Here is a 26684-nt window from a genome sequence, read left to right as displayed (position 1 = left end):
GTTACGGTTGTTTATTTCTTGCCGGCGGCGAGCGCGGCCGAGAGCGCGTCGAGCTGGCCGGCCATCCATTGCTGGAAAGTCTTGCCGGCCGGCTGCGTCTCGGTGACGCTGACGGTCGGCACGCCGCCGTCGCGTGCGATCTTCAGCATGCGCTTGGTCATCGGTTCTTCGGCCTGGCTGTTGTAGATCAGCGCGCGTACCTGCTTCTTGCGCAGGTCGTTCTCGAACGCGGCGACGTCCTGCGCGCTGGCTTCGGTGTCGTTCATCGTCGCGAGCTGGAAGCGCTGGTTGCGCATGTCGAGGCCGATCGCGTCAGACAGGTAGCCGAACACCGGCTCGGTGGCCGTCACCGGCACGCCCTTGTACTGCGCGCGCAGCGTGGCGACCTTGTCGTCGACGGGCTTCAGCGACGCGACGAACTTCTGCAGGTTCGCATCGTATTCGGCCTTGTTCGCCGGATCGGCGCGGCCGAGTTCGGCCGCGATCGCGCGTGCGGCGGCCGGCATCGTCGCCGGGTCGTACCACAGGTGCGGGTTGTCGCCGGCCTTCTTGCCGACCAGGTCGGCGACGACGATCGTCGCGCGCTTCGCCTGCTTCGACGCGCCGAGCAGCTTGCTCATCCACGGATCGTAGTTGGCGCCGTTGTAGATCACGACCTGCGCGTGCTGGAGCGCGCGGGCCGTCTTCGGGCTCGCTTCGAACAGGTGCGGATCCTGGTCGGGATTGCTGAGGATGCTCGTCACCGCGACATGGCTGCCGCCGATCTGCGACGCGACGTCGCCGTAGAAATTCTCGGCGGCGACGACGTTGACGGTCGCGGCCTGCGCGAACGCGGGCGCCGCGAGCGACAGCGCGGCGGCCGCGGAGACGGCAGCGGCGAGCCAGCGGACAGGCGTCAGGGCGCGCCGCGGCGCGCGCTTCAGGGCAATGGGCATGGAACTCCTCGTTGGAAGGGGGCGGCGCGTGTGCCGCCCGATACGCGTCAGCGTTGCGCGGGCTTGCGCTTGCAGTGTCCGCACAGGCCGCTCAGCTCGACGACCTGATGGTGGACTTCGAAACCGTGCGCGGGCTCGCTCGCGGACAATTGCTTCGCGAGGTCGCCGCCGGGAATCTCGACGGTGTCGCCGCACGAATCGCAGATCAGGAACTGGCCTTCGTGCGGGACGCCGATCTCGCAGCACGCGAAGAACGCGTTCTTCGATTCGATCCGGTGGATGAAGCCGTGCTCGACGAGGAAATCCAGCGCGCGGTAGACGGTCGTGGGCGGCACGCGGCCGCGCTGCGGCTCGAGCTCGGCGAGCAGGTCGTACGCGCCGATCGGGCGCTGCGCGGCCAGCACGCGTTCGTAGACCTGGCGGCGCAGCGGCGTCCACGCGAGCCCGTGCTCGGCGGCGAATGCGTCGGCCCGGGACAGCCGGGCGTCAATGGACGATGAGGTAGCCATGGCGTGAAGCTGGGCGTGAAACGAAGTATGGCGATGATATAACGTATCGCCGCGCCGTGCAGCGCGAATTCCCCTTTTCGTCCTCGCTCCGTCCCCTTCATCGCCGATCCGACCGCGCCGCACCGCGCGCGCCGCGCCTTGCCGGGCGCGCGTGGCGGGCCGCCGCGGTGCGCCGTTGTGCCGCAGCGCATCATAGAAAGCCGTCATGTTGCCTTGACAGCGCGAATCGCGTATCCGATCATTCGATCAACAACAGAGCAATTGATCGGTCGGCGAGCGTTAGTTCATCTCGCGGCCGTCGTAAAGCAGAACGAACCGGAGACAGCCAGTGAGACTGGAAGACAAGGTCGCGATCCTGACGGGCGCCGCAAGCGGCATCGGCGAGGCGGTCGCGCAACGCTATCTGGACGAGGGCGCCCGCTGCGTACTCGTCGACCTGAAGCCTGCCAGCGGCTCGCTCGCGCGGCTCATCGAAACGAACCCCGGCCGCGCGGTGGCCGTCACCGCGGACGTCACGCGCCGCGACGACATCGAGCGCATCGTCGCCACGGCGGTCGAGCGCTTCGGCGGCGTCGACATCCTGTTCAACAACGCGGCGCTGTTCGACATGCGGCCGATCCTCGACGAATCGTGGGACGTGTTCGACCGGCTGTTCGCGGTCAACGTGAAAGGGCTGTTCTTCCTGATGCAGGCCGTCGCGCAGCGGATGGTCGAGCAGGGGCGCGGCGGCAAGATCGTCAACATGTCGTCGCAGGCCGGGCGTCGCGGCGAGGCGCTCGTTTCGCACTACTGCGCGACCAAGGCCGCGGTGATCAGCTACACGCAGTCGGCCGCGCTCGCGCTCGCGCCGCACCGGATCAACGTGAACGGCATCGCGCCCGGCGTCGTCGACACGCCGATGTGGGAGCAGGTCGATGCGCTGTTCGCGCGCTACGAGAACCGGCCGCTCGGCGAGAAGAAGCGGCTCGTGGGCGAAGCCGTGCCGCTCGGCCGCATGGGCGTGCCGGGCGACCTGACGGGCGCCGCGCTGTTCCTCGCGTCGTCCGACGCCGACTACGTCACCGCCCAGACGCTGAACGTCGACGGCGGCAACTGGATGAGCTGACGTGGCGCCGCTCGCACGCGTCACCTGCCGGCCGGCCTGCGACGGGGCGGCCGCGCCGCTCACCGCGGCCACCGTCGAACGGGGAGGGCACGCCTGATGGCCGAGATCGTCGTCGCCGGCGAACTGCTGGCCGAATTCGTCGCCGCCGAGCGCGGCCAGGGTTTCGACGCGCCGGGCCTGTTCGCCGGGCCGTTCCCGAGCGGCGCGCCGGCGATCTTCGCCGACCAGGCCGCACGGCTCGGCGCGCGCGTCGCGTATGCGGGCTGCGTCGGCCGCGATGCGTTCGGCGACGCGATCGTCGCGCGGCTCGAGCGCGATGGTGTCGACGTCGCGCGCATCCGCCGCGTCGCGCGTCCGACCGGCACCGCGTTCGTCGCGTATCGCGACGACGGCTCGCGCAGCTTCGTCTACAGTCTGTCCACCAGTGCGGCCGCGTGCGTCGATGCGTCCGACGTCGATACCGCGATGTTCGACGGCTGCCGCTATTTCCACGTGATGGGCTCGTCGCTGACGAGCGAATCGGCGATCGCGGCCGTGCAGCGCGGCGTGATCGAGGCCGCGCGGGCCGGCGCGAAGGTGTCGTTCGATCCGAACGTGCGCCCCGAGATGCTGAGCTTTCGCCCGATGCGCGCGGCGCTCGAGACGATGCTCGCCGCGTGCCACCTGTTCATGCCGAGCGAGGCCGATTTGCCGTTCTTCTGCGGGCCGCAGCCGGCCGAGCGTGCGATCGCGGGCCTGCTCGCGACGCATCCGCTGCTCGAGCGTGTCGTGCTGAAACGCGGCGCGCAAGGCAGCGTTGCATTTGACCGCGCCGACCGCGTCGAAGCACCGGCCTTTCAGGTCGACGAAATCGACCCGACCGGCGCCGGCGACTGCTTCGGCGGCACGCTCGTGGCGAGCTTCGTCGCGGGCGTGCCGATCGATGCCGCATTGCGCCGCGCGAACGCGGCCGGCGCGATCGCGGTCACGCGGCGCGGCCCGATGGAAGGCAACAGCAGCGCGGCCGAGATCGACCGCTTCCTGACCGAACGAGGTATCGCATGTCCGGCCTGACGACCTTCGCCGAACGCCCGCGCACCGCCCATGCGGACGCCGTGCTGCGGATGATCTTCGATGCGAACCGCGCCGACGCGCAGCGCGGCATCTATTCGATCTGCAGCGCGCACCGGCTCGTGCTGGAGGCCGCGTGCGAAGCGGCGCGCGCGGATGGCTCGCCGCTCCTGATCGAGGCGACCTGCAACCAGGTGAACCATCTCGGCGGCTATACGGGCATGACGCCCGCCGATTTCCGCCGCGACGTCGACGCGATCGCCCGGCGTTGCGGGCTGGCGCCGTCGGCGCTCGTGCTCGGCGGCGACCATCTTGGGCCGAACCCGTGGCGGCACCGCCGCGCGGCCGATGCGATGCGCGAGGCGGGCACGATGGTCGCCGCCTATGTGGAAGCCGGCTTCGAAAAAATCCACCTCGATGCGAGCATGGCGTGCGCGGACGATCCGGTGCGGCTCGACGATCGCACGATCGCCGCGCGCGCGGCCGAACTGTGCTGCGTGGCGGAAGACGCGGCGGCGCGCGCCGGCATCGCGCCCGTCTACGTGATCGGCACCGAGGTGCCGACGCCGGGCGGTGAAGTCAGCGGCAACAACGGCCACGACGGCGATGCGGCGATCGCGCAGATCGCGGTCACGCGCAGCGACAGCATCGCGGCGACGCTCGATGCGCACCGCGCCGCGTTCGCGGCGGCCGGGCTCGACGACGCGTGGGCGCGCGTCGTCGCGATCGTCGCGCAGCCGGGCGTCGACTTCGACGATCGCCACGTGCTCGACTACGACAGCGCGAAGGCCGCGGCGCTCGGCGCGAGTATCCTGCAGACACCGCGCCTCGTGTTCGAGGCGCATTCGACCGATTACCAGACCGAGGGGGCACTCGCCGCGCTCGTGCGGGACCACTTCGCGGTGCTGAAGGTCGGCCCCGCACTCACGTTCGCGCTGCGCGAGGCGCTGTTTGCGCTGACCTTCATCGAGGACGCGCTGACCGGCGACGCCGGGCAGCGCTCGCGGTTGCGCGACGTGGTCGACGCCGCGATGCGCGCGCAGCCCGAGCACTGGGCGCCGTACTACCGCGGCGACGAAACCGAGCAGCGGCTCGCGCGCCAGTTCAGCTACAGCGACCGGATTCGCTACTACTGGCTGCAGCCGGCCGTCGCGGCAGCGGTCGAGCAACTGTTCGACAACCTCGCGCGGCAGCCGGTGCCGGAGACGCTCGTCGCGCAGTGGCTGCCGGATGTCTACGCGGCGTGCCGCACGGGCGGGCTCACGAAGGAGCCGCGCGCGTGGGTGCGCCACCGGATACGCGACGTGATCGCGCACTATGCGCGCGCGTGCGGAATGCAGCGGCCGGTGTGACGGGCCGCGAAGGAAACGCAGGACCGACGACACTAGGGTCTGTTTCCATATGGAACGCACATGCGAATGCCCGAAATCGCTCGTCCCCCAAGGGGACTTCCTAACGGGGCGCAGGCAAGAAGTGAGGAGCGCCGTTTGGCCGAGCCAAACGCCCCGCAGGAAGTCCCCTTGGGGGACAAGCGACGAGCGACGCCGCCATGTGGGCGATTTCGGGCATTCCCGTGGAATGTATTTTTTTAGTTTGGGGTTGCCACGAGAACGGCCGCTTGCCGCGTTGCGCTCCTTGCGAATACGTCCAGTATTCGCAGCGTCGCGCGCCTCGCGAGCGGCCGTTCTCGTGGCAACGCATGTGCGTTCCATATGGAAACAGACCCTAACAAACACAGGAGACATGCCATGCAACGAAAGATGCTCGACGCCGCCGCACGCTGCTTCGCCGGAGCCGCGCTCGCGACGGCGGCCTGCGCCGCGTCCGCCGGCACGCTGACGATCGCGACGCTGAACAATCCCGACATGATCGAGCTGAAGAAGCTGTCGCCGGCGTTCGAGAAGGCGAACCCGGACATCAAGCTGAACTGGGTGATCCTCGAGGAAAACGTGCTGCGCCAGCGCGCGACGACCGACATCACGACCGGCAGCGGCCAGTTCGACGTGATGGCGATCGGCACCTACGAGACGCCGCAGTGGGGCAAGCGCGGCTGGCTCGCGCCGATCACGGGCCTGCCCGCCGACTACGACCTGAACGACATCGTGAAGACCGCGCGCGACAGCCTGTCGTACAACGGCCAGCTGTACGCGCTGCCGTTCTACGTCGAGAGCTCGATGACGTTCTACCGCAAGGACCTGTTCGCGGCGAAGGGGCTGAAGATGCCCGACCAGCCGACCTACGACCAGATCGCCGAGTTCGCGGACAAGCTCACCGACAAGGCGAAGGGGACCTACGGAATCTGCCTGCGCGGCAAGGCCGGGTGGGGCGAGAACATGGCGTACGTGTCGACGGTCGTGAACACGTTCGGCGGGCGCTGGTTCGACGAGAACTGGAATGCGCAGCTGACGTCGCCGGAATGGAAGAAGGCGATCACGTTCTACGTGAACCTGCTGAAGAAGGACGGCCCGCCGGGAGCGAGCTCGAACGGCTTCAACGAGAACCTGACGCTCACCGCATCGGGCAAGTGCGCGATGTGGATCGACGCGACGGTCGCGGCCGGGATGCTCTACAACAAGCAGCAGTCGCAGGTGGCCGACAGGATCGGCTTCGCGGCCGCGCCGGTCGCCGCCACGCCGAAGGGCTCGCACTGGCTGTGGGCGTGGGCGCTGGCCGTGCCGAAGACGTCGAAGCAGCAGGACGCCGCGCGCAAGTTCATCGCATGGGCGACGTCGAAGCAGTACATCGAGATGGTCGGCAAGGACGAAGGCTGGGCGTCGGTGCCGCCGGGCACGCGCACGTCGACGTATCAGCGTCCCGAGTACAAGGCCGCCGCGCCGTTCTCTGACTTCGTGCTGAAGGCGATCGAGACGGCCGATCCGAACGATCCGTCGCTGAAGAAGGTGCCGTACACGGGCGTGCAGTACGTCGGGATTCCTGAATTCCAGTCGTTCGGCACGGTGGTCGGCCAGTCGATCGCCGGTGCGGTCGCGGGCCAGATGACGGTCGACCAGGCGCTCGCCGCCGGGCAGGCCGCCGCCGACCGCGCGGTGCGGCAGGCCGGCTACAAGAAGTAACGCGCCGGCAGTCACGCGGCCCGCGGCGTGCGCCGTTGCACATGCCGCGGGCCGGCGAAGCCGAAAGGCGGGCGGGCCGTTCGCGCCCGCGCATCAACCGGAGGAACGCCGATCATGCGTCATTTACGTCTTCCCCTGAGCCATGCTCATGCGCCGTCGGTCGGCGACGCGTCGTCGCCGCCCGGCGCGCCGCGCCGCGCACGCGGCGGCGCGAGCTGGCTCGTCTCGCCGTCCGTCGCGGTGCTGCTGCTGTGGATGTCGATTCCGCTCGCGATGACGATCTGGTATTCGTTCTCGCGCTACAACCTGCTGAACCCGGACGTGAAAGGTTTCGCCGGGCTCGACAACTACCGCTTCCTCGCGACCGATCCGTCGTTCCTGCCCGCGATCTGGCACACGCTCGTGCTGATCGGCGCGGTGCTCGCGATCACGGTGGTCGGCGGCGTGCTGATGGCCGTGCTGTTCGACCGCAAGTTCTACGGGCAGGGCGTCGCGCGCCTGTTCGCGATCGCGCCGTTCTTCGTGATGCCGACGGTGTCCGCGCTGATCTGGAAGAACATGATCCTGCACCCTGTGTACGGGCTCGTCGCGAACGCGATGCGCGCGCTCGGGATGACGCCGATCGACTGGTTCGCCGACTACCCGCTCACCGCGGTGATCATCATCGTCGCGTGGCAGTGGCTGCCGTTCGCGTTCCTGATCCTGTTCACCGCGATCCAGTCGCTCGACCAGGAGCAGAAGGAAGCCGCGCGCATCGACGGCGCGGGCCCGATCGCGATGTTCTTCTACATCACGCTGCCGCACCTGAAGCGCGCGATCGCCGTGGTCGTGATGATGGAGACGATCTTCCTGCTGTCGATCTTCGCGGAGATCTACACCACGACCGGCGGCGGCCCCGGCGATGCGACGACCAACCTGTCGTACCTGATCTACGCGCTCGGCCTGCAGCAGTTCGACGTCGGCCTCGCGTCCGCGGGCGGCATCATCGCCGTCGTGGTCGCGAACGTCGTGTCGTTCTTCCTGGTGCGGATGCTCGCGCGCAACCTGAAGGGGGAGTACGAGAAATGAGCGACCTGACCTTCGAAGGCCGGCGCGTGCCGGCCGTGTTCGACCTCGTGCGGCGTGCGCTGCCCGGCACGCTCGCGTGGCTGATCGCGCTCCTGCTGTTCTTCCCGATCTTCTGGATGGCGATCACCGCGTTCAAGACCGAGCAGCAGGCGTATGCGTCGACGTTGTTCTTCGTGCCGACGCTCGACAGCTTCCGCGAGGTATTCGCGCGCAGCAACTACTTTTCATTCGCCTGGAATTCGGTGCTGATCTCGGCCGGCGTCACGGTGATCTCGCTGCTGTTCGCGGTGCCGGCCGCGTACGCGATGGCGTTCTTCCCGAACCACCGCACGCAGAAGGTGCTGCTGTGGATGCTGTCGACGAAGATGATGCCGTCGGTCGGCGTGCTCGTGCCGATCTACCTGCTGTGGAAAAACGCGGGGCTGCTCGATACCGTGTCGGGCCTCGTGATCGTCTACACGCTGATCAACCTGCCGATCGCGGTGTGGATGACCTTCACGTACTTCAACGAGATCCCGAAGGACATCCTCGAAGCCGGGCGCATCGACGGCGCGTCGACGTGGCAGGAGATCGTCTACCTGCTGATGCCGATGGCGCTGCCGGGGCTCGCCTCCACCGCGCTGCTGCTCGTGATCCTGTCGTGGAACGAAGCGTTCTGGAGCATCAACCTGTCGAGCTCGAACGCCGCGCCGCTCACCGTGTTCATCGCGTCGTACTCGAGCCCCGAAGGGCTGTTCTGGGCAAAGCTGTCCGCAGCTTCCCTGCTGGCGGTCGCGCCGATCCTGATCGTCGGCTGGCTGTCGCAGAAGCAGCTCGTGCGCGGGCTCACGTTCGGAGCCGTCAAATGAGCGCGAACGTCCTGATCTGCGATTGCGACGGTGTACTGATCGACAGCGAGGCCGTGGCGGCCGACGTGATCGTGCGCGAGCTCGACGCGCGCTGGCCGGGCATCGATGCCCGGCCGGCCGTGATGCCGTTGCTCGGGCTGCGCATCGAGCGCGTGCTGGCTGGCGCGGGCGACGCCGTCGGGCGCACGCTGTCGGCCGGCGATGTCGACGCGATCCGCCGCGCGGTCGAGGCGGCGGCCGTCAACGCGCCGATGGTCGACGGCATCGATGCGGCGCTGGACGCGATTCAGTTGACGACGGCCTGCGCGAGCAACAGCTACCGCGCCTACGTCGAGGCGGCGCTGGCGCGCACGGGCCTCGCGCGCTTCTTCGGCGACCGGCTGTTCTGCGCGGATGCCGTCGCACGGCCGAAGCCCGCGCCGGACGTGTATCTCGCGGCCGCGCGTACGCTCGGCGTCGTGCCTGCGCAGTGCCTCGTGGTCGAGGACAGCGCGACCGGCATCACCGCGGCCGCCGCGGCCGGCATGACCGTGCTCGGCTTCGTCGGCGGCGGGCATGCGTCGGCCGCGCAGATCGACGCGCTGCGCGGGATCGGCGCGCGTCACGTATTCGACGACATGCACGAACTGCCCGGCTACGTCGCGCGCTGGCAGGCGACCGGCGCGGTGCTGCCGAACTAGCAACCACGAACGATTGCGCGCCGCGTCCGACGCGGCGCATCACGCATCACGAACGAACGGAGACAGATCATGGCAAGCGTGCTCCTGCGCAACATCGCGAAGCGCTACGACGAAACCGAAGTGCTGCGCAACGTGAACCTCGACATCGCCGACGGCGAATTCGTCGTGTTCGTCGGCCCGAGCGGCTGCGGAAAATCCACGCTGATGCGGATGATCGCGGGCCTCGAGGACATCTCGAGCGGCGACCTGCTGATCGACGGCGCGAAGGTCAACGACGTGCCGAGCGCGAAGCGCGGCATCGCAATGGTGTTCCAGTCGTATGCGCTGTACCCGCACATGACGCTGTACGACAACATGGCGTTCGGCCTGAAGCTCGCCGGCGCGAAGAAGCCCGAGATCGACCAGGCCGTGAAGAACGCCGCGAAGATCCTGCACATCGACCATCTGCTCGACCGCAAGCCGAAGCAGCTGTCGGGCGGCCAGCGGCAGCGTGTCGCGATCGGCCGCGCGATCACGCGCAAGCCGAAGGTGTTCCTGTTCGACGAGCCGCTGTCGAACCTCGACGCGGCGCTGCGCGTGAAGATGCGGCTGGAGTTCGCGCGGCTGCACGACGAGCTGAAGACGACGATGATCTACGTGACGCACGACCAGGTCGAGGCGATGACGCTCGCGGACAAGATCGTCGTGCTGTCGGGCGGCGCGGTGCAGCAGGTCGGCACGCCGAACGAGCTTTACCACGCGCCGGCGAACCAGTTCGTCGCGGGCTTCATCGGGTCGCCGAAGATGAACTTCCTGACGGGCACCGTCGATTCGGTCGATGCAGGCGGCGTGCTCGTGCGCTTCGACAGCGGCGAGACGCAGCGCGTCGCGGTCGAGGCGGCGGGGCTGCAGCGCGGCGCGGCGGTGACGGTCGGCGTGCGGCCCGAGCACCTGAAGGTCGAAGCGGCGGCCACCGGCGTGGCCGCGCGGACGATGGCCGTGGAATCGCTCGGCGATGCCGCGTACCTGTATGCGGAGTCGGCCGTTGCGCCGGACGGGCTGATCGCGCGGATTCCGCCGCTCGACACGTACCGCACCGGCGAGGCGCTCCACGTGCACGCGCAGGCCGAGCATTGCCACCTGTTCGACGAACACGGCCAGGCGTTCCGCCGGCTGAGCGTGCACGCGAAGGCCGCATGACGGCCGGCCGCGGTCACAGCGGCAGGTGCGCGGCCATGTAATCGACGAACGCGCGCAGCTTCGGCGTCGGGTGACGGCCCGACGGCCACAGCACGTAGACCGGCGTGCAGCTCGCGACGTGTTCGTCGAGCACCGCGCGCAGCGTGCCGTCCGCGAGCGCCTCGCGCACGAAGAAGATGGGCAGGCAGGCGATGCCGAGCCCGCGCAGCGCGAAGCACAGGCGCGCTTCCGCACTGTTGCTGACCATCGCGACCGGCACTTCGGGCGGCGTGCCCGCGCGCGGCACGCGCAGCGGCCAGGTCTCGAGCTTGCCGCTGGTCGGGAAACGGTAGTGCAGGCAGCGGTGCTGCGCGAGATCGGCCGGCGTGCGCGGCGTGCCGTGCCGGTCGAGATAGCCGGGGGACGCGACGAGGTGCTGGCGGAAGTGGCCGAGCAGCCGCGACGACAGCCGGGAATCCGAGGGCTGGCCGGTGCGCAGCACCGCGTCGAACCCTTCGTCGACGACGTCCACGAGCCGGTCGCTGAAATCGATGTCGAGCTCGATCTCCGGATACGCGGCCATGAAATCGGCGAGCACCGGCAGCAGCAGCGTGCCGATCGTCGGCAGGCTCACGCGCAAGCGCCCGCGTGGCGCTTCGGCACTGTGTGTCAGTTCCTGCTCGGCCGCGTCGAGCTCGGCGATCACGCGCCGGCACCGTTCGAGAAAGCGCGTGCCTTCGGCGGTCAACGTGATGCTGCGCGTGCTGCGGTGAAAGAGCCGCACCTTCAGCCGCGCCTCGAGCCGCGCGATGCGTTTGCCGATCGCCGAAGCCGATAGCCCGAGCGCACGTCCGGCCGCGACGAAACTGCGCGTTTCCGCGACCTGAACGAACACGACGAAGCCGCCGAGGTTTTCCATGCGAGTTTCCGATTGCGGACGCCGGCGTCCGGATTGTCCGGAACTCTACCCCGGTTTTTCTTCTTGCGTCGGCTCCCTACGATGAGCGCTCGTTCATTGTCGAGAGGTCACGTCATGTCATCCCTGCCTGTCACCGCCTTGCGCGTGGAACCGGACGCCGCGCTGCGCCACCGGCTCGACGACGCGCTGGATCGCGCGCTCGCCGACGCGCGCATGGTCGGCGCGGTCGTGCTGGTCGCGCAGGACGGCGAGCTGCGTTATGCGCGCGCCGTCGGCCTTGCCGATCGGGAAGCCGGCACGCCGATGCGGGACGACGCGCTGTTCCGCCTGTCGTCGGTCACGAAGCCGGTCGTGGCGGCCGCCGCGATGCGGCTGGTCGCGGCGGGGCGCATCGCGCTCGACGAACCGGTCGCCCGCTCGTTGCCCGGATTCCGCCCGACGTTGGCCGACGGCACGCCTGCCGTCATCACGTTGCGTCATCTGCTGTCGCATACGGCCGGCCTCGGCTACCGCTTCCTCGAAGCGGACGGCGACGGCCCGTATGCACGCGCCGGCGTGTCCGACGGAATGGACCGCTCGGGTCTCTCGCTCGCCGAGAACCTGCGGCGCATCGCCAGCGTGCCGCTGCAGTTCGCGCCGGGTACGTCGTGGGGCTATTCGCTCTCGATGGACGTGGTCGGCGCGCTGATCGAGGCAGTCGACGGGCGGCCGCTCGCCGACGCGGTTGCCGCGCTCGTCACGACACCGCTCGGGATGACCGACACCGCGTTCGTCGCGCACGACGCCGCACGCGTCGCGACGCCTTACGTGAGCACGCCGGGCGCTCCGCGCCGGATGGCGGACGTCGATCTCGTGCCGGTGTTCGACGGCACGATCGGCATCCGCTTCGAGCCGGCGCGCGTGTTCGATGCCGATGCGTGGCCGTCGGGCGGCGCGGGGATGGTCGGCACCGCACGCGATTGCGTGACGCTGCTCGACGCGCTGCGCACGGGCCGCGACGGCTGGCTCGAACCCGCATGGGTCGACGAGATGGCGCGCGTCCAGCCGGGTGCGGGCGAACTGCGGGATGCGCCCGGTTTCGGCTTCGGGCTTGGGTTCTCGGTGCTGCGCGATCCGGTGGCCGCGCAGTCGCCGGAGTCGGTCGGCACCTGGCGCGGGGGCGGCGCGTACGGGCACACGTGGTTCGTCGACCGCGCGGCGGGGTTGACGGCCGTCGCACTGACCAACACGCTGTACGAGGGCCTCGACGGGCGGATCGTGACCGCGGTGCGCGATGCGGTCTACGGCGTCGAAACCGGGAGCGCGGCATGAGCGACTGCACGACGATCGAAGACGAGCTGGCCGTTCAGCCGGTGCAGGCCGGCGCGCGCCTGCCGGTTGCGAACCTGCTGGCGCTCGCGACGGCCGCGTTCATCACGATTCTCACCGAGGCGCTGCCGGCCGGCCTGCTGCCGCTGATGAGCACCGACCTGCGCGTGCCCGAGGCGCTGATCGGCCAGCTCGTGACCGTGTATGCGCTCGGCTCGATCGTCGCGGCGATTCCGCTCGTCGCCGCGACGCGCGCGATGCGCCGGCGCACGCTGCTGCTCGCGGCGCTGGCCGGCTTCGTCGTCTCGAATGCGCTGACGGCCGTGTCGCCGTACTACGCGCTGACGCTCGCCGCGCGCTTCGTCGCGGGGATGGCGGCCGGGCTGCTGTGGGCGCTGCTCGCCGGCTACGCGAGCCGGATGGTCGATGCCTCGTTGCGTGGCCGGGCGATCGCGGTCGCGATGCTCGGCGCGCCGGTCGCGATGTCGATCGGCATTCCGGCCGGCACCGCACTCGGCGCGGCGCTCGGGTGGCGCGTCGCGTTCGCGGGTATCACGCTCGCGGCGCTCGTGCTGATCGGCTGGATCCGTTGGCGTCTGCCCGATTATCCGGGGCAGCAGGCCGGCGCGCGCGAGCCGGTGCTCGGCGTGATGACGCTGCCCGGCGTGCGGCCGGTGCTGACCGTGATGTTCGCGTACGTGCTGGCGCACAACATGCTGTATACGTACGTCGCGCCGTTTCTCGCGGGCGTGCGGATGGGCGCGCAGGTCGATGCGGTGCTGCTCGTGTTCGGTATCGCGTCGCTGGTCGGCATCGCGCTGACGGGCGCGTGGATCGGCGTCGCGCAACGGCGGCTGACGCTCGCCAGCATCGCGTTGTTCGCCATCGCGGCGGCGATGCTCGGCGCCGGTTCCGGCATGGCGATCGTCTATGCGGGTGTCGCGCTGTGGGGGCTCGCGTTCGGCGGCGCGCCGACGCTGTTCCAGACGGCCGCCGCGAACGCCGCGGGAGAGGCGGCGGATGTCGCGCAGTCGATGCTCGTGACGGTGTGGAACCTCGCGATCGCGGGTGGCGGAATCGCGGGCGGGATGCTGCTCGGCGCAACCGGGGCGGGCGCGATTCCGTGGGTGCTCGTCGCGCTGCTGGCGGCCGCGTGGGTCGGCGCATGGCGGGCTCGCCGGCATGCGTTTCCGGCGCCGCGCGCCGCGTGAGTTTGCAGGTGCGGGCGCGATTCAGATTGCCCGCATGCCCGGCGCCGTCCTGGCGCGCGCCTCGTCGTTGCCATGGCGATGCCGGAGGTGTGCCAGACGCTGACGGCGCGCGAGAAGGAGGTGCTGAAATGGACTGCGGCAGGCAAGACGTATGCCGATATCGGATTGATTCTGTCCATCTATGACCGGACTGCGAAGTTTCACCTGATGAACGTGATGCGCAAGCTTCGTGCGGCCAACAAGGCGGAGGCCGTCATGAAGGCCACGATGCCCGGGTTTCTGCAGTGATGCCCGGTTTGTCCGCACGCGTCGGCGATCCGCCGTGCGGCGACCGCATGCGGTGACGGGAAGCCGGCACGCCGGCTACGCTTCCAGCGCCGCCCTCGCGCACGTCTCGTCGGTGACGAGCCCCGACATCCAGCCGCCGCGCAATGCGGCGATCACCGCATCGCGTTTCTTCGGGCCGCCCGCGAACGCGATCGTCGGGCGCTTCGGCGGCGTGGCGAGCGACACGCTCGTCACGCGCGTGCCGGTCGACACATCGATCAGCTTGCCTTGCGCGTCGATCGGCACGCCGAGCAGTTCGGCCACCGCGCCGAGCGCGGTCATCTCGTCGCGCTCCTGTTCGGTGATGAAGCCGTCTTCGTAGAGCGGGCAGTGCGGGCCGATGTTGCCGATTCCGACGAACGCGACGTCGGCCTGGCCCGACAGCGCCTCGACGATCCGGTACAGCCGGTGATTGCACCACTGCGCGCGCTCGGCGGCGCTGTCGGCGAACAGCGGCGCGGGCAGCAGGAAGTGCTTGCTGCCGGTTTTCTCGGAGATGTACTGCGCGACGTCGTAGCGGTTCGACGAACCGTCGGCCGCGATCGCGCCGACCATCGACACGAGGCGGTGCTGCGGTCGGTCGATCTGCGCGATCTGTGCGACCGCGGCCTTCAGCGTCCGGCCGCTGCTGACCGCGATCACCATCGGCCGCGTTTCGTTCAGGTAGCGCTCCATCACCTGCGCGCCGGCGACGGCCAGCTTGCGGTCGATCGCGTCGGGCGCATCGGCATCGACGGGCACGACTTCGCACATCGCGAGGCCGTAGCGCTTCGACAACTGCGCGCCGAGGTCGAGACAGTCGGCGAGCTGGTGGTCGACGCGCACGCGGATCAGGTTCTTCTCGACCGCGAACGCGACGAGGCGCTGCGCGACCGGGCGCGACACCTGCAGCTTTTCCGCGATCTCGTTCTGCGTGTCGCCCGCGACGTAGTAGAGCCACGCGGCACGCGTGGCGAGATCGAGTTTTTCTGAGGACTTGGACACGATAGCGATTCGGTTCGGAGCTGGGGGGCCGCCCGCGGGCCGGCCGGCGGGCCGCATGACGGCATCCACTGTACCGCATGTCGCGCATGCGGCCGACGGCCGGCACGCGTGACGGGCGGCGCTTACGCGAGCCGTGCGCGCGACGGTTCGTACAGCGGCCGCACGTGGCGGTACAGCGAACGAAACGCATCGAGGCGTTCGCGCAGCAGCGCATGGCGGGCGGCATCCGGCGTGTATTCGGCCCGCACCGGCGGCTTGGCCAGCACCGCATGCGGATCGCCGCCGACGGCCAGCCAGCCGAGCCGCGCCGCGCCGAGCGCCGCACCCGTTTCGCCGCCGCCGTGCTGGCGCGTGCGCACGTTCAGCGCATCGGCGATCAGTTGTGCCCAGTACGCGCTGCGCGCGCCGCCGCCGATCAGCGACAGCTGGGCGGTTTCGACGCCGGCCGCATGCAGCGCGTCGAGACCGTCGGCGAGGCCGAGCGTCACGCCTTCGAGCACCGCGTAGCCGAGATGCGCGCGTTCGGTCGCATGCGTCATCCCGAAGAACACGCCTTGTGCGTACGGATCGTTGTGCGGCGTGCGCTCGCCGGACAGGTAGGGCAGGAACAGCGGGGCCGTCGCGAGCGCGTCGGCGTCGAGCGCCTCGACTTCGGCGAGCAGGGCGGGCTCGTCGGTGCCGGTCAGCTTGCAGACCCAGCGAAGGCAGCTCGCGGCCGACAGCACGACGCTCATCAATTGCCAGCGGTCGGGAATCGCATGGCAGAACGCATGCACGGCCGATGCGGGGTTCGGCATGAAGCGATCGCCGACCACGCTCAGCACGCCGGACGTGCCGAGCGACACGAAGCCGTCGCCTGCGTGGATCGCACCGATGCCGAGCGCGCTCGTTGCGTTGTCGCCGCCGCCGCCGGCTACCACGACCGCCTCCGACAGCCCGAGTTCGCGCGCGATGTCCGCGCGCAGCGTGCCGGACGGCGCATTGCCTTCGACGATGCGCGGCATCTGGTCACGCGTCATTCCGCATGCGGCGAGCAGTGCGTCGGACCAGTCGCGGCGCGCGACGTCGAGCCACAGCGTGCCGGCTGCGTCCGATGGATCGGACACCTTTGCACCGGTCAGCCGGAACCGCAGGTAGTCCTTCGGCATCAGCACGCAGGCAGTGGCCGCGAACACATCGGGCTCGTGCTTCGCGACCCACAGCAGTTTCGGCGCTGTGAAGCCCGGCATCGCGAGATTGCCGGCGAGGGCGTGGAGATCGGGCGCGCGTTCGGTGAGCAGCGCGCATTCGTCGGCGCTGCGCATGTCGTTCCACAGGATCGCGGGGCGCAGCACGCGGTCGTCGCGGCCGAGCAGCACGGCGCCGTGCATCTGGCCCGACAGGCCGATGCCGCGCACGGCCGCGAACGCTTGCGGATGCCGTTCGCGCAGCGCAGCGAGCGCGGCGAGCGTGCCTTGCCACCAGTCGTCCGGATGCTGTTCGGCCCAGCGCGGATGCGGCCGCGACACGGTGAACGGCGAGCCGGCGGTGCCGACGACCGTGCCGTCCGGGGCGAGCAGCAGCACCTTCACTTCCGAAGTGCCGAGGTCGATGCCGAGATACATGAGCGATCCGTTCCGTCAGTGGGGACTCGCTACTTTAGCCGCGCGGCCGTGCACGTGCCAAGGCAGGTTCGCCCCAATGCGCGTCAGCGCGCCGCGAGCCATGCATCGACCCGCGCGAGCCCGGCGCGCAATGCCTCGAACAGCGCCGCGTTGCCGGCGAGCGAACCCCACAGCGCGCGGCTTGCGCACAGCGCGGCGACCTGGTCGTCGGCCTCCGGATGGCCGGCCCCCGGATGGCCGGCCCCGACGATCGCACGCGCGGCGCTTTCGTCCATCACGCCGTCCTGGTACGCATACGGCAAGGTGCCGCGCGCCCAGCGTTCGAGAAAGCGCAGGAACAGCGCGGGCAGCACGGCTGTGGCGACCGGCGCTGCGCCGCGTGCGAACGATTCGACGAGCGTCGGTGCGATGAAGCCGGGGATCTTCGAGAAGCCGTCGGCCGCGACGCGCTGGTTCGTGTCGAGTACGTACGGGTTGCCGAAGCGTTCGAGCACGACGTCGCGGTAGCGCGCGAGATCGAGCGGGCTCGGCGTCAGGCACGGGATCACGTCCTGCGTCACGTAGTCGTGCGCGAAGCGCCGGATCGCCGCGTCATGCGTGCCTTCGTGGATATACGTGTGGCCCGCGAGCGTGCCGGCCCACGCGATGCAGCTGTGCGTCGCGTTGAGGATGCGGATCTTCGCTTCCTCGTACGGGTGCACGTCGTCGACGAGTTCGGCACCGGCCAGCTCCCAGCGCGGCCGGCCGGCCGCGAAGCGGTCCTCGATCACCCACTGGATGAACGATTCGCCCATCACCGGGCATGCGTCGTCGATGCCGGTGGCGGCCAGCACGCGCTCGCGCACGTCGGCGGTCGGGCGCGGCGTGATGCGGTCGACCATCGCGCTCGGCGTCGCGACGTTCGCATCGAACCACGCGAGCAGGTCGGCCTGCCCGCGCCGCTCGAGGAATTCGCGCATCCCCGCACGAAAGCGCGCACCGTTGTTGCGCAGGTTGTCGCAGCTCTGCAGCGTGAGCGGGCCCGCGCCGCGCTTCACGCGTTCGGCGAGCAGCGCCGCGAGCGCGCCGTACAGCGTTGTACGCGCACCCTGCAGGTCGGCCGCGAGATCGGCATTCGCGACGTCGAGCCGGTTGTGTTCGTCGAGGTAGTAGCCGCCTTCGGTGACGGTGAACGACACGATCCGGCAGGCCGGATCGGCGCCGGCGTCGATCAGCGCGGCGAGATCGATCGACCAGGGCAGCACGCGCGTGATCGCGCGGATCGTCTCGTACGCGCGCTCGCCTTGCGGCGTGACGGTTTCGAGCGTGTATTCGCCGTGCTGCGCGGCCAGCGCGTCCATCGTCGCGCGCATGTCGTCGCGGATGTTGCCGACGGTCAGCGACCAGCGCTCGTCGGGCGGCACGGCCGCGTTCACGCGATGCAGATACCACGCCTGGTGCGCGCGGTGAAACGAGCCCGCGCCGATGTGCAGCAGCACGGGCGTGCGGGCGGAGGGCGATGCGCTCATCCGGTGTCTCCTGTTCGTGCCAGATTTTCCTGCCGAGTACGAATACGATCATTTGCTCTTTGTGTGAACGAATGATCGTATTCGGGCGAACGAAAGTCAAGGCGGGGAAACGGCATTTCGATGGTGCGCTGCGGCGGCGGGCGGAATGAGCGGGTGGAAAGGCGCGCGACACGATCGCGCTGTGGTGCGCGTTCTTCATGTGCCTGCTCGCTGTGTATGCGGCGTTCAGCTGGCTGCCGACGATGCTGGCCGCGAGCGGGCTGAGCGTGTCGGTCGCGGGGACGGGGCTCACCGCGTACAACCTCGGCGGCGTGATCGGCGCGCTGCTGTGCGCGTGGACGATCGCGCATGCCGGGTCGCGCTGGCCGCTCGTGCTGTGCAGCATCGGCGGCGCGGCGAGTGCGGTGTGGCTGATGGGGGCGATGCAAGCCGCCGCACGGGCTGGCTGATCGTCGGGCTCGGGCTGCACGGGCTGTTCGTCAACGCGGTGCAGTCGACGATGTATGCGCTCTGTGCGTACATCTACCTGACCGCCGTGCGCGCGACGGGTACCGGAAGCGCGCTCGCGTTCGGCCGGCTCGGCGCGATCCTCAGTGCGTTCGCGGGCGCGATCGTGATCACCACGGGCGGCGCCACGGCCTATCTGACGATGCTGGCGATCGCGATGCGCATCGTCTGCGTCGCGCTGCTCGCCGTGCGGCGGCATATCCCGCGACTGTCACGTACGGCAGCGCAGCCGCGTGAAGGGGAGGAACTGGCCCGCACGTCGTCGTGACGGCGGGCGAGTGGTGCGTTACAGCGTGGTGCGCACGTGCCAGAGCTCGGGGAACAGCACGACGTCAAGCATCTTGCGCAGGTACGGCGCACCGCTGGTGCCGCCCGTGCCCTGCTTGAAGCCGATGATGCGTTCGACGGTCGTCACGTGACGGAAGCGCCACTGGCGGAATGCATCCTCGAGATCGACCAGTTCCTCGGCCATCTCGTAGAGCTCCCAGTGCTGCTGCGGGTGGCGGTACACCTCGAGCCACGCGGCTTCGACCGTTTCGTCGTGCTGCGTCGGCTGCGTCCAGTCGCGCTCGAGCCGCGCTTGCGCGATCGGGAAACCGCGCCGCGCGAGCAGGCGGACGACCTCGTCGTAGAACGACGGCGCTTCGAGCGTCGCGCGCACCTGTTCGAGGATGTCGGGCCGGTGCGCATGCGGCTGCAGCATCTGCACGTTCTTGTTGCCGAGCAGGAATTCGAGCTGGCGATACTGATACGACTGGAAGCCCGACGATTGCCCGAGATACGGCCGCATCGCCGAATACTCGGACGGCGTCATCGTCGACAGCACGTTCCACGCCTGCACCAGTTGCTCGAGGATCCGCGACACGCGCGCGAGCATCTTGAACGCGGGCGGCAGCGCGTCGGTGCGCACCGCGTCGAGCGCGCCGCGCAGCTCGAACAGCGCGAGCTTCATCCACAGCTCGCTCGTCTGATGCTGGATGATGAACAGCATCTCGTTGTGATCCGGCGACAGCGGATGCTGCGCGTCGAGGATCGAATTCAGCGACAGGTAGTCGCCGTAGCTCATCGACTTCGAGAAATCGAGCTGTGCGTTGTGCCAGCCGGCTTCGCCCGCGGCATCGCCCGGCACGTGCGGCGCTTCGTGTGCCGCTTGTGCGGAATGTGCTGCGCGTGCGCCCGAGAACGGGCAGCCCGCCGGCGCGTCGCCGCCGGGCGGCTGCATATGACCAGAATTCACGACTATCTCCAGATTTGAATGACGGGGCGCGGCGCGCAATCCGCGTGACCGCGGTGCGCGCCGGGCAAGGCCGGTCAGGTCACCGCGCCGCGTTCGGCGAACTCGGGCGCCTTCCAGGCGTCGGTGGCGAGGATGTCGCGCAGCGTCTCGACGGCATCCCACACGTCGACGAAGCGCACATAGAGCGGCGTGAAGCCGAAGCGCAGCACGTACGGCTCGCGGTAGTCACCGATCACGCCGCGCGCGATCAGCGCCTGCATCACCTCGTAGCCGTGCGGATGCTCGAAGCTCGCCTGCGAGCCGCGCTGGTGATGCGCGCGCGGCGTGACGAGCTTCAGCGACAGGCCCGCGCAGCGTGCTTCGACGAGCGCGATGAAGGCATCGGTCAGCGCGAGCGATTTGCGGCGGATCGCCTGCATGTCGGTTTGCAGGAACACGTCGAGCCCGCATTCGACCATCGACATCGACACGATCGGCTGCGTGCCGCACAGGAAGCGCGCGATGCCCGGATCGGGCGCGAAGCCCGGCTGCATCGCGAACGGTGCGCGGTGGCCCCACCAGCCGGACAGCGGCTGCGAGAAGTGTGCGTGATGACGCTGCGGCACCCACACGAATGCGGGCGAACCCGGGCCGCCGTTCAGGTACTTGTACGTGCAGCCGACCGCGCCGTCGGCGCGCGCGCCGTTCAGGTCGACCGGGACCGCGCCGGCCGAGTGCGCGAGGTCCCACAGCATCAGCGCGCCCGCGTCGTGCACGAGCTGCGTGACGGCCGGCATGTCGTGCATGTAGCCGGTGCGGTAATTCACGTGCGTGATCATCGCGACGGCCGTGTCCGCGCCGAGCGCGGCCGGCAGGTCGGCCGGATCGTCGATCAGGCGCAGTTCATAGTTGCCGCCGAGCTGCTCGATCAGCCCCTGCGCGATATACAGGTCGGTCGGGAAGTTCGAGCGCTCCGACACGATCACGCGGCGCTCGGGCGCGCGCTCGGCCTGGTGGCGCAGCATCGCCGACAGCAGCTTGAACAGGTTGATCGAGATGGTGTCGGTGACGACCGTTTCGCCCGGCGCGCCGCCGATCAGCGTCGCGAGCTTGTCGCCGAGACGGCGCGGCAACGCGAACCAGCCGGCCGTGTTCCAGCTGCGGATCAGGCCTTCGCCCCATTCGGCGCCGATCACCTGCTGCGCGCGGGCGGCCGATGCGCGCGGCTGCGCGCCGAGCGAGTTGCCGTCGAGATAGATTACGCCGTCGGGCAGGGAGAACTGGTCGCGCAGCGGGGCGAGCGGATCGTCGCGGTCGAGCGCGAGCGCGTCTTCACGGGTCTTGATCATGATTTGAGTCGTCAGTCGGGGTAATCAGGAGGCACGCGCGGGCAGCGCGCGCAGCACCGCGCGCACGGGGCTCGCGTCGAGCGTCGCGAATTTCAGCGGCAGTGCGATCAGTTCGTAGTCGCCGGGCGGCACGTCGTCGAGCACGATGCCTTCGAGGATCGCCATCCGGTGCGCGCGCACGCGGTGATGCGCATCCATCGTCTTCGATTCCTGCGGGTCGAGCGACGGCGTATCGATGCCGATCAGCTTCACGCCGTGCGCGGCGAGCAGGTCGACGGTCTCGGGCGCGACCGCGCAGAAGTCGCTGTCCCACCGTTCGATGCTGGCACGTGCATACGTGCGCAGCAGCACGCGCGGCGGCACGCCGTCGAGCGCGGCCGCGACATCGGCCGGCCGCACGACCGGCGATGCGCCGATGCAATGGATCACGCGGCACGGGCCGAGATAGGTGTCGAGCGGCACGGCGCCGATCGGCGCGCCGTCGGCGTCGTAATGCAGCGGCGCGTCGCAGTGCGCGCCCGTGTGCGGCGACAGCGTCAGGCGTGCGACGTTGACCGGCGAGCCGGCCTCCATCCGCCACACGCGTTCGACGGAAACCGGCGTATCGCCTGGCCACACGGGGGTGGCGGGGCTGACAGGCGGCGAGATGTCCCAGAGGGTGTCCATGGCATGACGATTCGGTGAGTCGATGCTTCGAATGATAGGTGGACGCTCGCAGAAAGTGCTTGCGAAATAAACATGGACAAACCGCCGGATTGGCAGATAATTCGACTCAGAGGGAAAACGGGGACCAAAAATGCACGCGATCACGCTCGATGCCACCGACTGCCGGATTCTGGCGGTACTGCAGGAAGAGGGCAGAATCAGCAATCTCGACCTGGCGGAACGCATTTCGCTTTCGCCATCCGCTTGCCTGCGCCGCATGCGTCTGCTCGAGGAGCAGGGTGTGATCGAGCACTATCGCGCGTGCCTGAGCCGCGAGAAGCTCGGCTTCGAGCTCGAGGCGTTCGTGCAGGTATCGATGCGCAACGAAGAAAATCAATGGCACGAGCGCTTCGCGGAAGCGCTGCGCGAATGGCCGGAGGTGGTCGGCGCGTTCGTCGTGACGGGCGAGAGCCACTATCTGCTGCGCGTGCTCGCGCACAACCTCAAGCACTACTCGGATTTCGTGCTGAACCGGCTCTACAAGGCGCCGGGCGTCATGGACATCCGTTCGAACATCGTGCTGCAGACGCTGAAGGACGAAGCCGGCGCGCCGGTCGGGCTGGCGCGCACGGGAGCGATCAAAGCGGTGTAAGGCCGTGGAAGCCGCCGCCGTGGAACACGAGCGGCGGCGTCGTGTCCGATGCGGCGCGCACGCCGCAGCGTTCGACCTCGCCGACGAAGATCACGTGGTCGCCTTCGTCATAGCGGCTGCGGTTATGGCATTCGAACCATGCGAGCGCGCCGTCGAGCACGGGCATCCCGGAGTTGCCGGCCGCATGCGCGATTCCTTCGAAGCGGTCGCCCTTGTAGGTCGAGAAGCGCTTGCACAGGTCGAGCTGCGAGGCCGCAAGTACGTTCACCACATAGTGGCTGTTGCCGCGGAACACGGGCGTCGACGCCGATTTGTGCGCGAGGCTCCACAGCACGAGCGGCGGATCGAGCGATACCGAGTTGAACGAGCTGGCGGTGATGCCGATCAGCTGCCCGGACGGCGCGCGCGTCGTGATCACCGTCACGCCCGTTGCGAACTGGCCGAGCGCTTGCCGGAAAGCGGCCGAGTCGAAATCCGGGGGATTGGCCTGGCTCATCGGGCAGCCATCCGGAACGAAACGGGCGGGCGCGGCGCGACGCGAGCGGGGCGGGCACGGCGGACGAAAGGCGACAAGGCGGTCGATGGGGAAGGGGTGCGCATGGCCCGATTTTAGCGGAATCGGGGCCGCCGGGCCCGGCCAGGCGGCGCATCGAGGGGGCAGGGTGACGTAGCGAACACTGCGGCGCGCGGCAGGACGGGCAATCGCGCGCGGCCGGCAACGCCGTTCTGTCGCGTTTTTCGAACGGGGCCGCCGCGCGGTCCTGCGCAGTTGCATCTCCCAGCCGCCGATCCCCGCGCCATCTATCGCGCCGCCGCCAGTCCGAGCGACAGCGCGCCCGTCACGATCAGGCTCGACGCCCACACCGCATCGAGATTGAACCAGCTCCGCGACACGAACTTCAGCCCGAGATAGCGGTACACGAGCCACGCGAGCCCGCCGCCGGCGCCGATCATCGCGATTGCATGCACGGCAGCGACGACGAGCGCCATTCCGAGATGCGCATCGACGAGCGTGGCCGCCGCCCGGTGGCCGGCGTCCCGGTCGAGCCCGCAGAGCCCGAGGTAGATCGGCACCAGCATCAGCCCCGCGCCATGCGCGATCGCGACCGCGAACGACCACAGGCCGAGCCGCGCCGGCGGGATCCGCGCGAGCGCACGCGGATGCCGGCGCCGGATTAGCAGCACGGCGCCGAAGCCGATCACGAGCGCGCTCGCGCCGATCCGGATCGCCGATTGCCAGGAAAGCAGCGCGGCGAGCAGCCCGAACGGCAGCATCACCGCGAAGACCGCGAGCGCATGGCCGAGCGCGAGATAGCCGAGCGCCGCGACGAGCGCGCCGCCGCGGCGCGTCATCAGCGCGTTCGACACCGCGAGCGGCCAGCCCATCGCGGGGTTGAGCCCGTGATACACCCCGCTCGCGAGCACGGCCGCCCACAGCGCGAACTGGGCGTGAAGGCCGGCGTTCAACGCTTGACCGACGGATAGCAGAACGAGTCGGTCGAGCAGTCGCCGCCTTCGAGCCGGATCTGGTGCGCGCGATAGCCTTCGGGGAACTCGACCCAGTAATCGTCGGCGAGCGTCAGCCCGCCTTCCGGCCCCGCATGCGCGAGCACCTGCGCGGCCGGCACGCCATCCGGATAAAACTGGTCGTCCCACGTCGAATAGAGCGAATTGGTCCAGTACACGCGCCGGCCGTCGCGGCTGATCTCGACCATCTGCGGGCCGCCCGCGAATGCGCGGCCGTTCGAGTGCGGCGCACGGCGCGCGATGCCGCCGATGCGGACCGATCCCGCGAGCACCGGGTTGTGCGGGTCCGATACGTCGTACTGGCGCATCTCGCCGGTGCCCCAGCACGACACGTAGAGGAAGCGGTCGTCGAGCGACAGGTCGATGTCGGTCACGAGCGGCGGCACCGCGCCGAACGATTTCAGCAGCGGCGGCAGTTCGTCGGCCGCGGCCGGTTCGGCCGGGATGGTCGCGGTCTTCTTCACATGGAACTTGCCGCCTTCGCGCCACCAGGTCCAGATCGAGCCTTCGAGATTCGTCGTGTCGACCACGACGCCGACGAACCCGTATTCGCGCACCGGGTCGTGCGCGGGCCGCACTTCGAGCGCCATCTGGTGCTGCGCGCCGAGATCGATCGTCTGCACGTTGCGCCGCGCGCGCAGGTCCCAGAAATGCAGCCGGTGCCCGTATTTGTTCGCGAGCAGGTCCTCGGGCACGATGCCGTTCTCGAATTGCGGCGGCAGCGCCCATTCGCTCGACACCATGTAGTCGCGCGGCAGGTTCCACCAGAAGTCGTAGTGCTTGTCCTGCGGGCCGCGGTCGATCTCCCAGCGGCCGAGCACGTCGAAGGTTTCGCAATCCATGATGAAGATGCCGGGCGCGCCGTCGGTGCCATCCTTGCCGGCACCGCCCAGCGTGCTCACGTAGATGCCTTCGGGGCCGCAGTGAACGGTGTGCGGCCGCGAATAGCCGGTTTTCGAGAAGATCTCGTCGGGCTCGACGATCTTGTGGATGCGTGCCTGCGTCGGATGCGGCTTCGTGTCGATCACGTAGATGCGCGACGAGCGCAGGCCGGGGATGATCAGGAAGCGGCGTTCGAGGAACGCATGGCCGGTCAGCGGCGACAGCGACGACGAACAGGCATTCCAGCCGAAGTGGTGAAACTCGTCGCCGGTGTTCGGCATCGTCACCGTATGCACGATTTTTCCGTAGGTCGTCGAGCCGGGCTTCACGTCGATCACGGCGAGCGCGTCGGGTCTGGAAAAATCGGGGCTCAGCAACAACGTATAGGCAAACTCTTCCGCCGGCGCCTGCATCGCAAGCTCGGGCGAAGCGTGAAACGTCGGGTCAGGTCGCATGCTCATGGTGATGCCCTCTCGATGGGTTCGGATCGTTGACGCACGGCCGTTCGTTGCGGGCGTGCGGGTCGGGGTTGCCGCGCGGCGCGCATGGCGCCGGCAGGCGCGATCGGCAGGCGGATGCACGCGTCGGCGACACGTGCGGCGCGCCGTGCATCAGATCGTGAAAGCGGAGAAAGGCGGTGTTCCGGATCGCCGCACGCGGGGCGAGACGGACGTACGGCAAGGGGGTGGCACGGTCGAAGCGGCAGCCCGCGATGCGGCGACGGCCGGGCGAGTGATGCGGGTGATGTCTGTTAAGGCATGCATATCGATGTTCCGGCAGATGATGTTTGCATCAGGGTCGGGCACGCATCGGGCGCTTTGCGCGAGGCAGCGGGTTTGCCGCCGCGCTCGCGCGTGCCTAAGTGTAGACGAGAAAGCGGGCGGCCGGTCGTGCGCGGTACCTGTGCAACCTGTCAGGTTCGCGCGCGAGTGAGATACTTGCCGCAGTGCCGTTGCGACCCGCCCCCGGGTGGGCAGCGGCGAGACGGAACGGTGGCGCCGGCGCATGCGTGCCGGCTGCCGACATCAACGCAGGACTGATTTCATGGTGAACGAGATGCTTGAAACCGCGACATTGGGAGGCGGGTGTTTCTGGTGCACGGAGGCGGTGTTTCTCGACGTCGACGGCGTGACGGCCGTCCAGTCGGGCTACGCGGGCGGCCATACGCGCAATCCCGGCTATCGCGACATCTGCGAAGGCGACACGGGCCACGCGGAAGTCGTCAACGTGACGTTCGATCCGGCGCGCATCGGCTATCGCGAGATCCTCGAGATCTTCTTCGCGACGCACGATCCGACCCAGTTGAACCGGCAGGGCAACGACGTCGGCACGCAGTACCGTTCGGTCGTGTTCACGCATTCGGACGCGCAACGCGACACGGCGCTCGACGTGATCCGCGAGCTGGAGCGCGAGCAGGTGTTCGGGCAGCCGATCGTCACGCAGGTCGTGCCGCTCGACGGCAACTACTGGCCGGCCGAGGATTATCACCAGAACTATTACGCGCGTAACCCGGGGCAGGGCTACTGCTCGGTCGTGATCGGGCCGAAGCTCGCGAAATTCCGGCAGAAGTTCTCGCACCGGCTGAAGTCGCTGCGCGGCGCGTAAGCGCCGGAACGGC

24 protein-coding genes and 2 pseudogenes are annotated in these 26684 nt (G+C 69.1%); 14 read left to right on the top strand and 12 right to left on the bottom strand.

The window, feature by feature from the left end:
- Positions 1-11: 11 nt before the first annotated feature.
- Complete coding sequence (locus E9536_RS34985) at positions 12-935, bottom strand: zinc ABC transporter substrate-binding protein (RefSeq protein WP_136472378.1); 924 nt, start codon at positions 933-935, stop codon at positions 12-14.
- Positions 936-982: 47 nt separating this feature from the next.
- A complete protein-coding gene (locus tag E9536_RS34980) occupies positions 983-1444 on the bottom strand; it encodes a Fur family transcriptional regulator (RefSeq protein WP_011546084.1) in 462 nt (153 codons plus the stop codon).
- Positions 1445-1772: 328 nt separating this feature from the next.
- Between E9536_RS34980 and E9536_RS34975 the strand changes: the two genes are divergently transcribed.
- The 8 genes from E9536_RS34975 to ugpC all read left to right on the top strand — a co-directional run bounded on the left by E9536_RS34975 (position 1773) and on the right by ugpC (position 10448).
- Positions 1773-2549 (top strand): L-iditol 2-dehydrogenase, encoded by a 777-nt coding sequence (locus E9536_RS34975; protein WP_060312455.1) that lies wholly within the window; start codon positions 1773-1775, stop codon positions 2547-2549.
- Between the two features lie 96 nt (positions 2550-2645).
- Positions 2646-3602: a sugar kinase gene (locus E9536_RS34970; protein WP_027789249.1), complete on the top strand. Its 957-nt coding sequence runs from the start codon at positions 2646-2648 to the stop codon at positions 3600-3602.
- Positions 3590-4951 carry a D-tagatose-bisphosphate aldolase, class II, non-catalytic subunit gene (locus E9536_RS34965; protein WP_136472376.1) on the top strand — a complete coding sequence of 454 codons (1362 nt, stop codon included), beginning with the start codon at positions 3590-3592 and terminating at the stop codon, positions 4949-4951. The genes E9536_RS34970 and E9536_RS34965 overlap by 13 nt, the downstream gene beginning before the upstream one ends.
- 396 nt (positions 4952-5347) lie before the next feature.
- Positions 5348-6673 carry a sugar ABC transporter substrate-binding protein gene (locus E9536_RS34960; protein ID WP_021159529.1) on the top strand — a complete coding sequence of 442 codons (1326 nt, stop codon included), beginning with the start codon at positions 5348-5350 and terminating at the stop codon, positions 6671-6673.
- 114 nt (positions 6674-6787) lie between these two features.
- Positions 6788-7741 carry a sugar ABC transporter permease gene (locus E9536_RS34955; RefSeq protein ID WP_021159530.1) on the top strand — a complete coding sequence of 318 codons (954 nt, stop codon included), beginning with the start codon at positions 6788-6790 and terminating at the stop codon, positions 7739-7741.
- Complete coding sequence (locus E9536_RS34950) at positions 7738-8589, top strand: carbohydrate ABC transporter permease (RefSeq protein WP_021159531.1); 852 nt, start codon at positions 7738-7740, stop codon at positions 8587-8589. The genes E9536_RS34955 and E9536_RS34950 overlap by 4 nt, the downstream gene beginning before the upstream one ends.
- Positions 8586-9269, top strand: coding sequence for an HAD family phosphatase (locus tag E9536_RS34945; protein WP_060286268.1), 684 nt, complete (start codon positions 8586-8588; stop codon positions 9267-9269). The genes E9536_RS34950 and E9536_RS34945 overlap by 4 nt, the downstream gene beginning before the upstream one ends.
- Positions 9270-9338: 69 nt before the next feature.
- Positions 9339-10448 (top strand): sn-glycerol-3-phosphate ABC transporter ATP-binding protein UgpC, encoded by a 1110-nt coding sequence (gene ugpC, locus E9536_RS34940; RefSeq protein WP_059554412.1) that lies wholly within the window; start codon positions 9339-9341, stop codon positions 10446-10448.
- A gap of 13 nt (positions 10449-10461) precedes the next feature.
- Here ugpC and E9536_RS34935 read toward each other — a convergent pair whose 3' ends face one another.
- On the bottom strand, positions 10462-11346 hold the full coding sequence (locus E9536_RS34935) for a LysR family transcriptional regulator (RefSeq protein ID WP_021159534.1): 885 nt from the start codon (positions 11344-11346) through the stop codon (positions 10462-10464).
- A 114-nt stretch (positions 11347-11460) separates the two neighbouring features.
- Between E9536_RS34935 and E9536_RS34930 the strand changes: the two genes are divergently transcribed.
- From E9536_RS34930 to E9536_RS34920, 3 genes and pseudogenes are all read left to right on the top strand, one after another.
- Complete coding sequence (locus E9536_RS34930; RefSeq protein WP_136472374.1) at positions 11461-12657, top strand: serine hydrolase domain-containing protein; 1197 nt, start codon at positions 11461-11463, stop codon at positions 12655-12657.
- Positions 12654-13865, top strand: a complete 1212-nt coding sequence (locus tag E9536_RS34925; RefSeq protein WP_136472372.1) for an MFS transporter — start codon at positions 12654-12656, stop codon at positions 13863-13865. The genes E9536_RS34930 and E9536_RS34925 overlap by 4 nt, the downstream gene beginning before the upstream one ends.
- 96 nt (positions 13866-13961) lie before the next feature.
- Positions 13962-14153 (top strand): annotated as a pseudogene (locus E9536_RS34920) (helix-turn-helix transcriptional regulator); the annotation flags it as partial.
- A gap of 75 nt (positions 14154-14228) precedes the next feature.
- Here the strand turns inward: E9536_RS34920 and E9536_RS34915 are convergent.
- The 3 genes from E9536_RS34915 to dalD form a co-directional block, all read right to left on the bottom strand.
- Positions 14229-15176, bottom strand: a complete 948-nt coding sequence (locus E9536_RS34915) for a sugar-binding transcriptional regulator (RefSeq protein ID WP_034195854.1) — start codon at positions 15174-15176, stop codon at positions 14229-14231.
- A 122-nt stretch (positions 15177-15298) separates the two neighbouring features.
- Positions 15299-16780 carry a xylulokinase gene (xylB, locus tag E9536_RS34910; RefSeq protein WP_060206935.1) on the bottom strand — a complete coding sequence of 494 codons (1482 nt, stop codon included), beginning with the start codon at positions 16778-16780 and terminating at the stop codon, positions 15299-15301.
- A gap of 83 nt (positions 16781-16863) precedes the next feature.
- A complete protein-coding gene (gene dalD, locus E9536_RS34905; RefSeq protein WP_136472368.1) occupies positions 16864-18288 on the bottom strand; it encodes a D-arabinitol 4-dehydrogenase in 1425 nt (474 codons plus the stop codon).
- Positions 18289-18437: 149 nt separating this feature from the next.
- Here dalD and E9536_RS34900 point away from each other — a divergent pair.
- A pseudogene (locus tag E9536_RS34900) lies at positions 18438-19063 on the top strand (MFS transporter); the annotation flags it as partial.
- An 18-nt stretch (positions 19064-19081) separates the two neighbouring features.
- On the opposite strand, the gene kynA reads toward E9536_RS34900, so the two are convergent.
- The 3 genes from kynA to kynB form a co-directional block, all read right to left on the bottom strand.
- Positions 19082-20017, bottom strand: a complete 936-nt coding sequence (gene kynA / locus E9536_RS34895; protein ID WP_136472400.1) for a tryptophan 2,3-dioxygenase — start codon at positions 20015-20017, stop codon at positions 19082-19084.
- Positions 20018-20106: 89 nt separating this feature from the next.
- A complete protein-coding gene (kynU, locus tag E9536_RS34890) occupies positions 20107-21357 on the bottom strand; it encodes a kynureninase (RefSeq protein WP_091924611.1) in 1251 nt (416 codons plus the stop codon).
- 27 nt (positions 21358-21384) lie between these two features.
- Complete coding sequence (gene kynB, locus E9536_RS34885) at positions 21385-22026, bottom strand: arylformamidase (protein ID WP_136472366.1); 642 nt, start codon at positions 22024-22026, stop codon at positions 21385-21387.
- 130 nt (positions 22027-22156) lie between these two features.
- Here kynB and E9536_RS34880 point away from each other — a divergent pair, with 130 nt between their 5' ends.
- Entirely contained in the window at positions 22157-22657 is a 501-nt protein-coding gene (locus tag E9536_RS34880; protein WP_006477992.1) for an Lrp/AsnC family transcriptional regulator, read from the top strand.
- Here the strand turns inward: E9536_RS34880 and E9536_RS34875 are convergent.
- From E9536_RS34875 to E9536_RS34865, 3 genes are all read right to left on the bottom strand, one after another.
- Entirely contained in the window at positions 22644-23153 is a 510-nt protein-coding gene (locus E9536_RS34875; RefSeq protein WP_021162543.1) for a flavin reductase family protein, read from the bottom strand. The two genes, E9536_RS34880 and E9536_RS34875, sit on opposite strands and share 14 nt — an antisense overlap.
- Before the next feature lie 305 nt (positions 23154-23458).
- Complete coding sequence (locus tag E9536_RS34870; protein ID WP_136472363.1) at positions 23459-24124, bottom strand: hypothetical protein; 666 nt, start codon at positions 24122-24124, stop codon at positions 23459-23461.
- On the bottom strand, positions 24121-25527 hold the full coding sequence (locus E9536_RS34865) for a selenium-binding protein SBP56-related protein (protein ID WP_060171847.1): 1407 nt from the start codon (positions 25525-25527) through the stop codon (positions 24121-24123). The genes E9536_RS34870 and E9536_RS34865 overlap by 4 nt, the downstream gene beginning before the upstream one ends.
- Before the next feature lie 583 nt (positions 25528-26110).
- Here E9536_RS34865 and msrA point away from each other — a divergent pair.
- The gene (gene msrA / locus E9536_RS34855) at positions 26111-26671 is read left to right on the top strand and encodes a peptide-methionine (S)-S-oxide reductase MsrA (RefSeq protein ID WP_041492935.1); all 561 of its coding nucleotides are present in this window, start codon (positions 26111-26113) and stop codon (positions 26669-26671) included.
- Positions 26672-26684: the final 13 nt, after the last annotated feature.

Origin of the sequence: Burkholderia sp. LS-044, assembly GCF_004803625.1 — a bacterium.
Classification (GTDB): Bacteria; Pseudomonadota; Gammaproteobacteria; order Burkholderiales; family Burkholderiaceae; genus Burkholderia; species Burkholderia cepacia.
The sequence above is the reverse complement of the archived record's forward strand: the minus strand, read 5'-3'. Positions and strand labels throughout refer to the sequence as shown.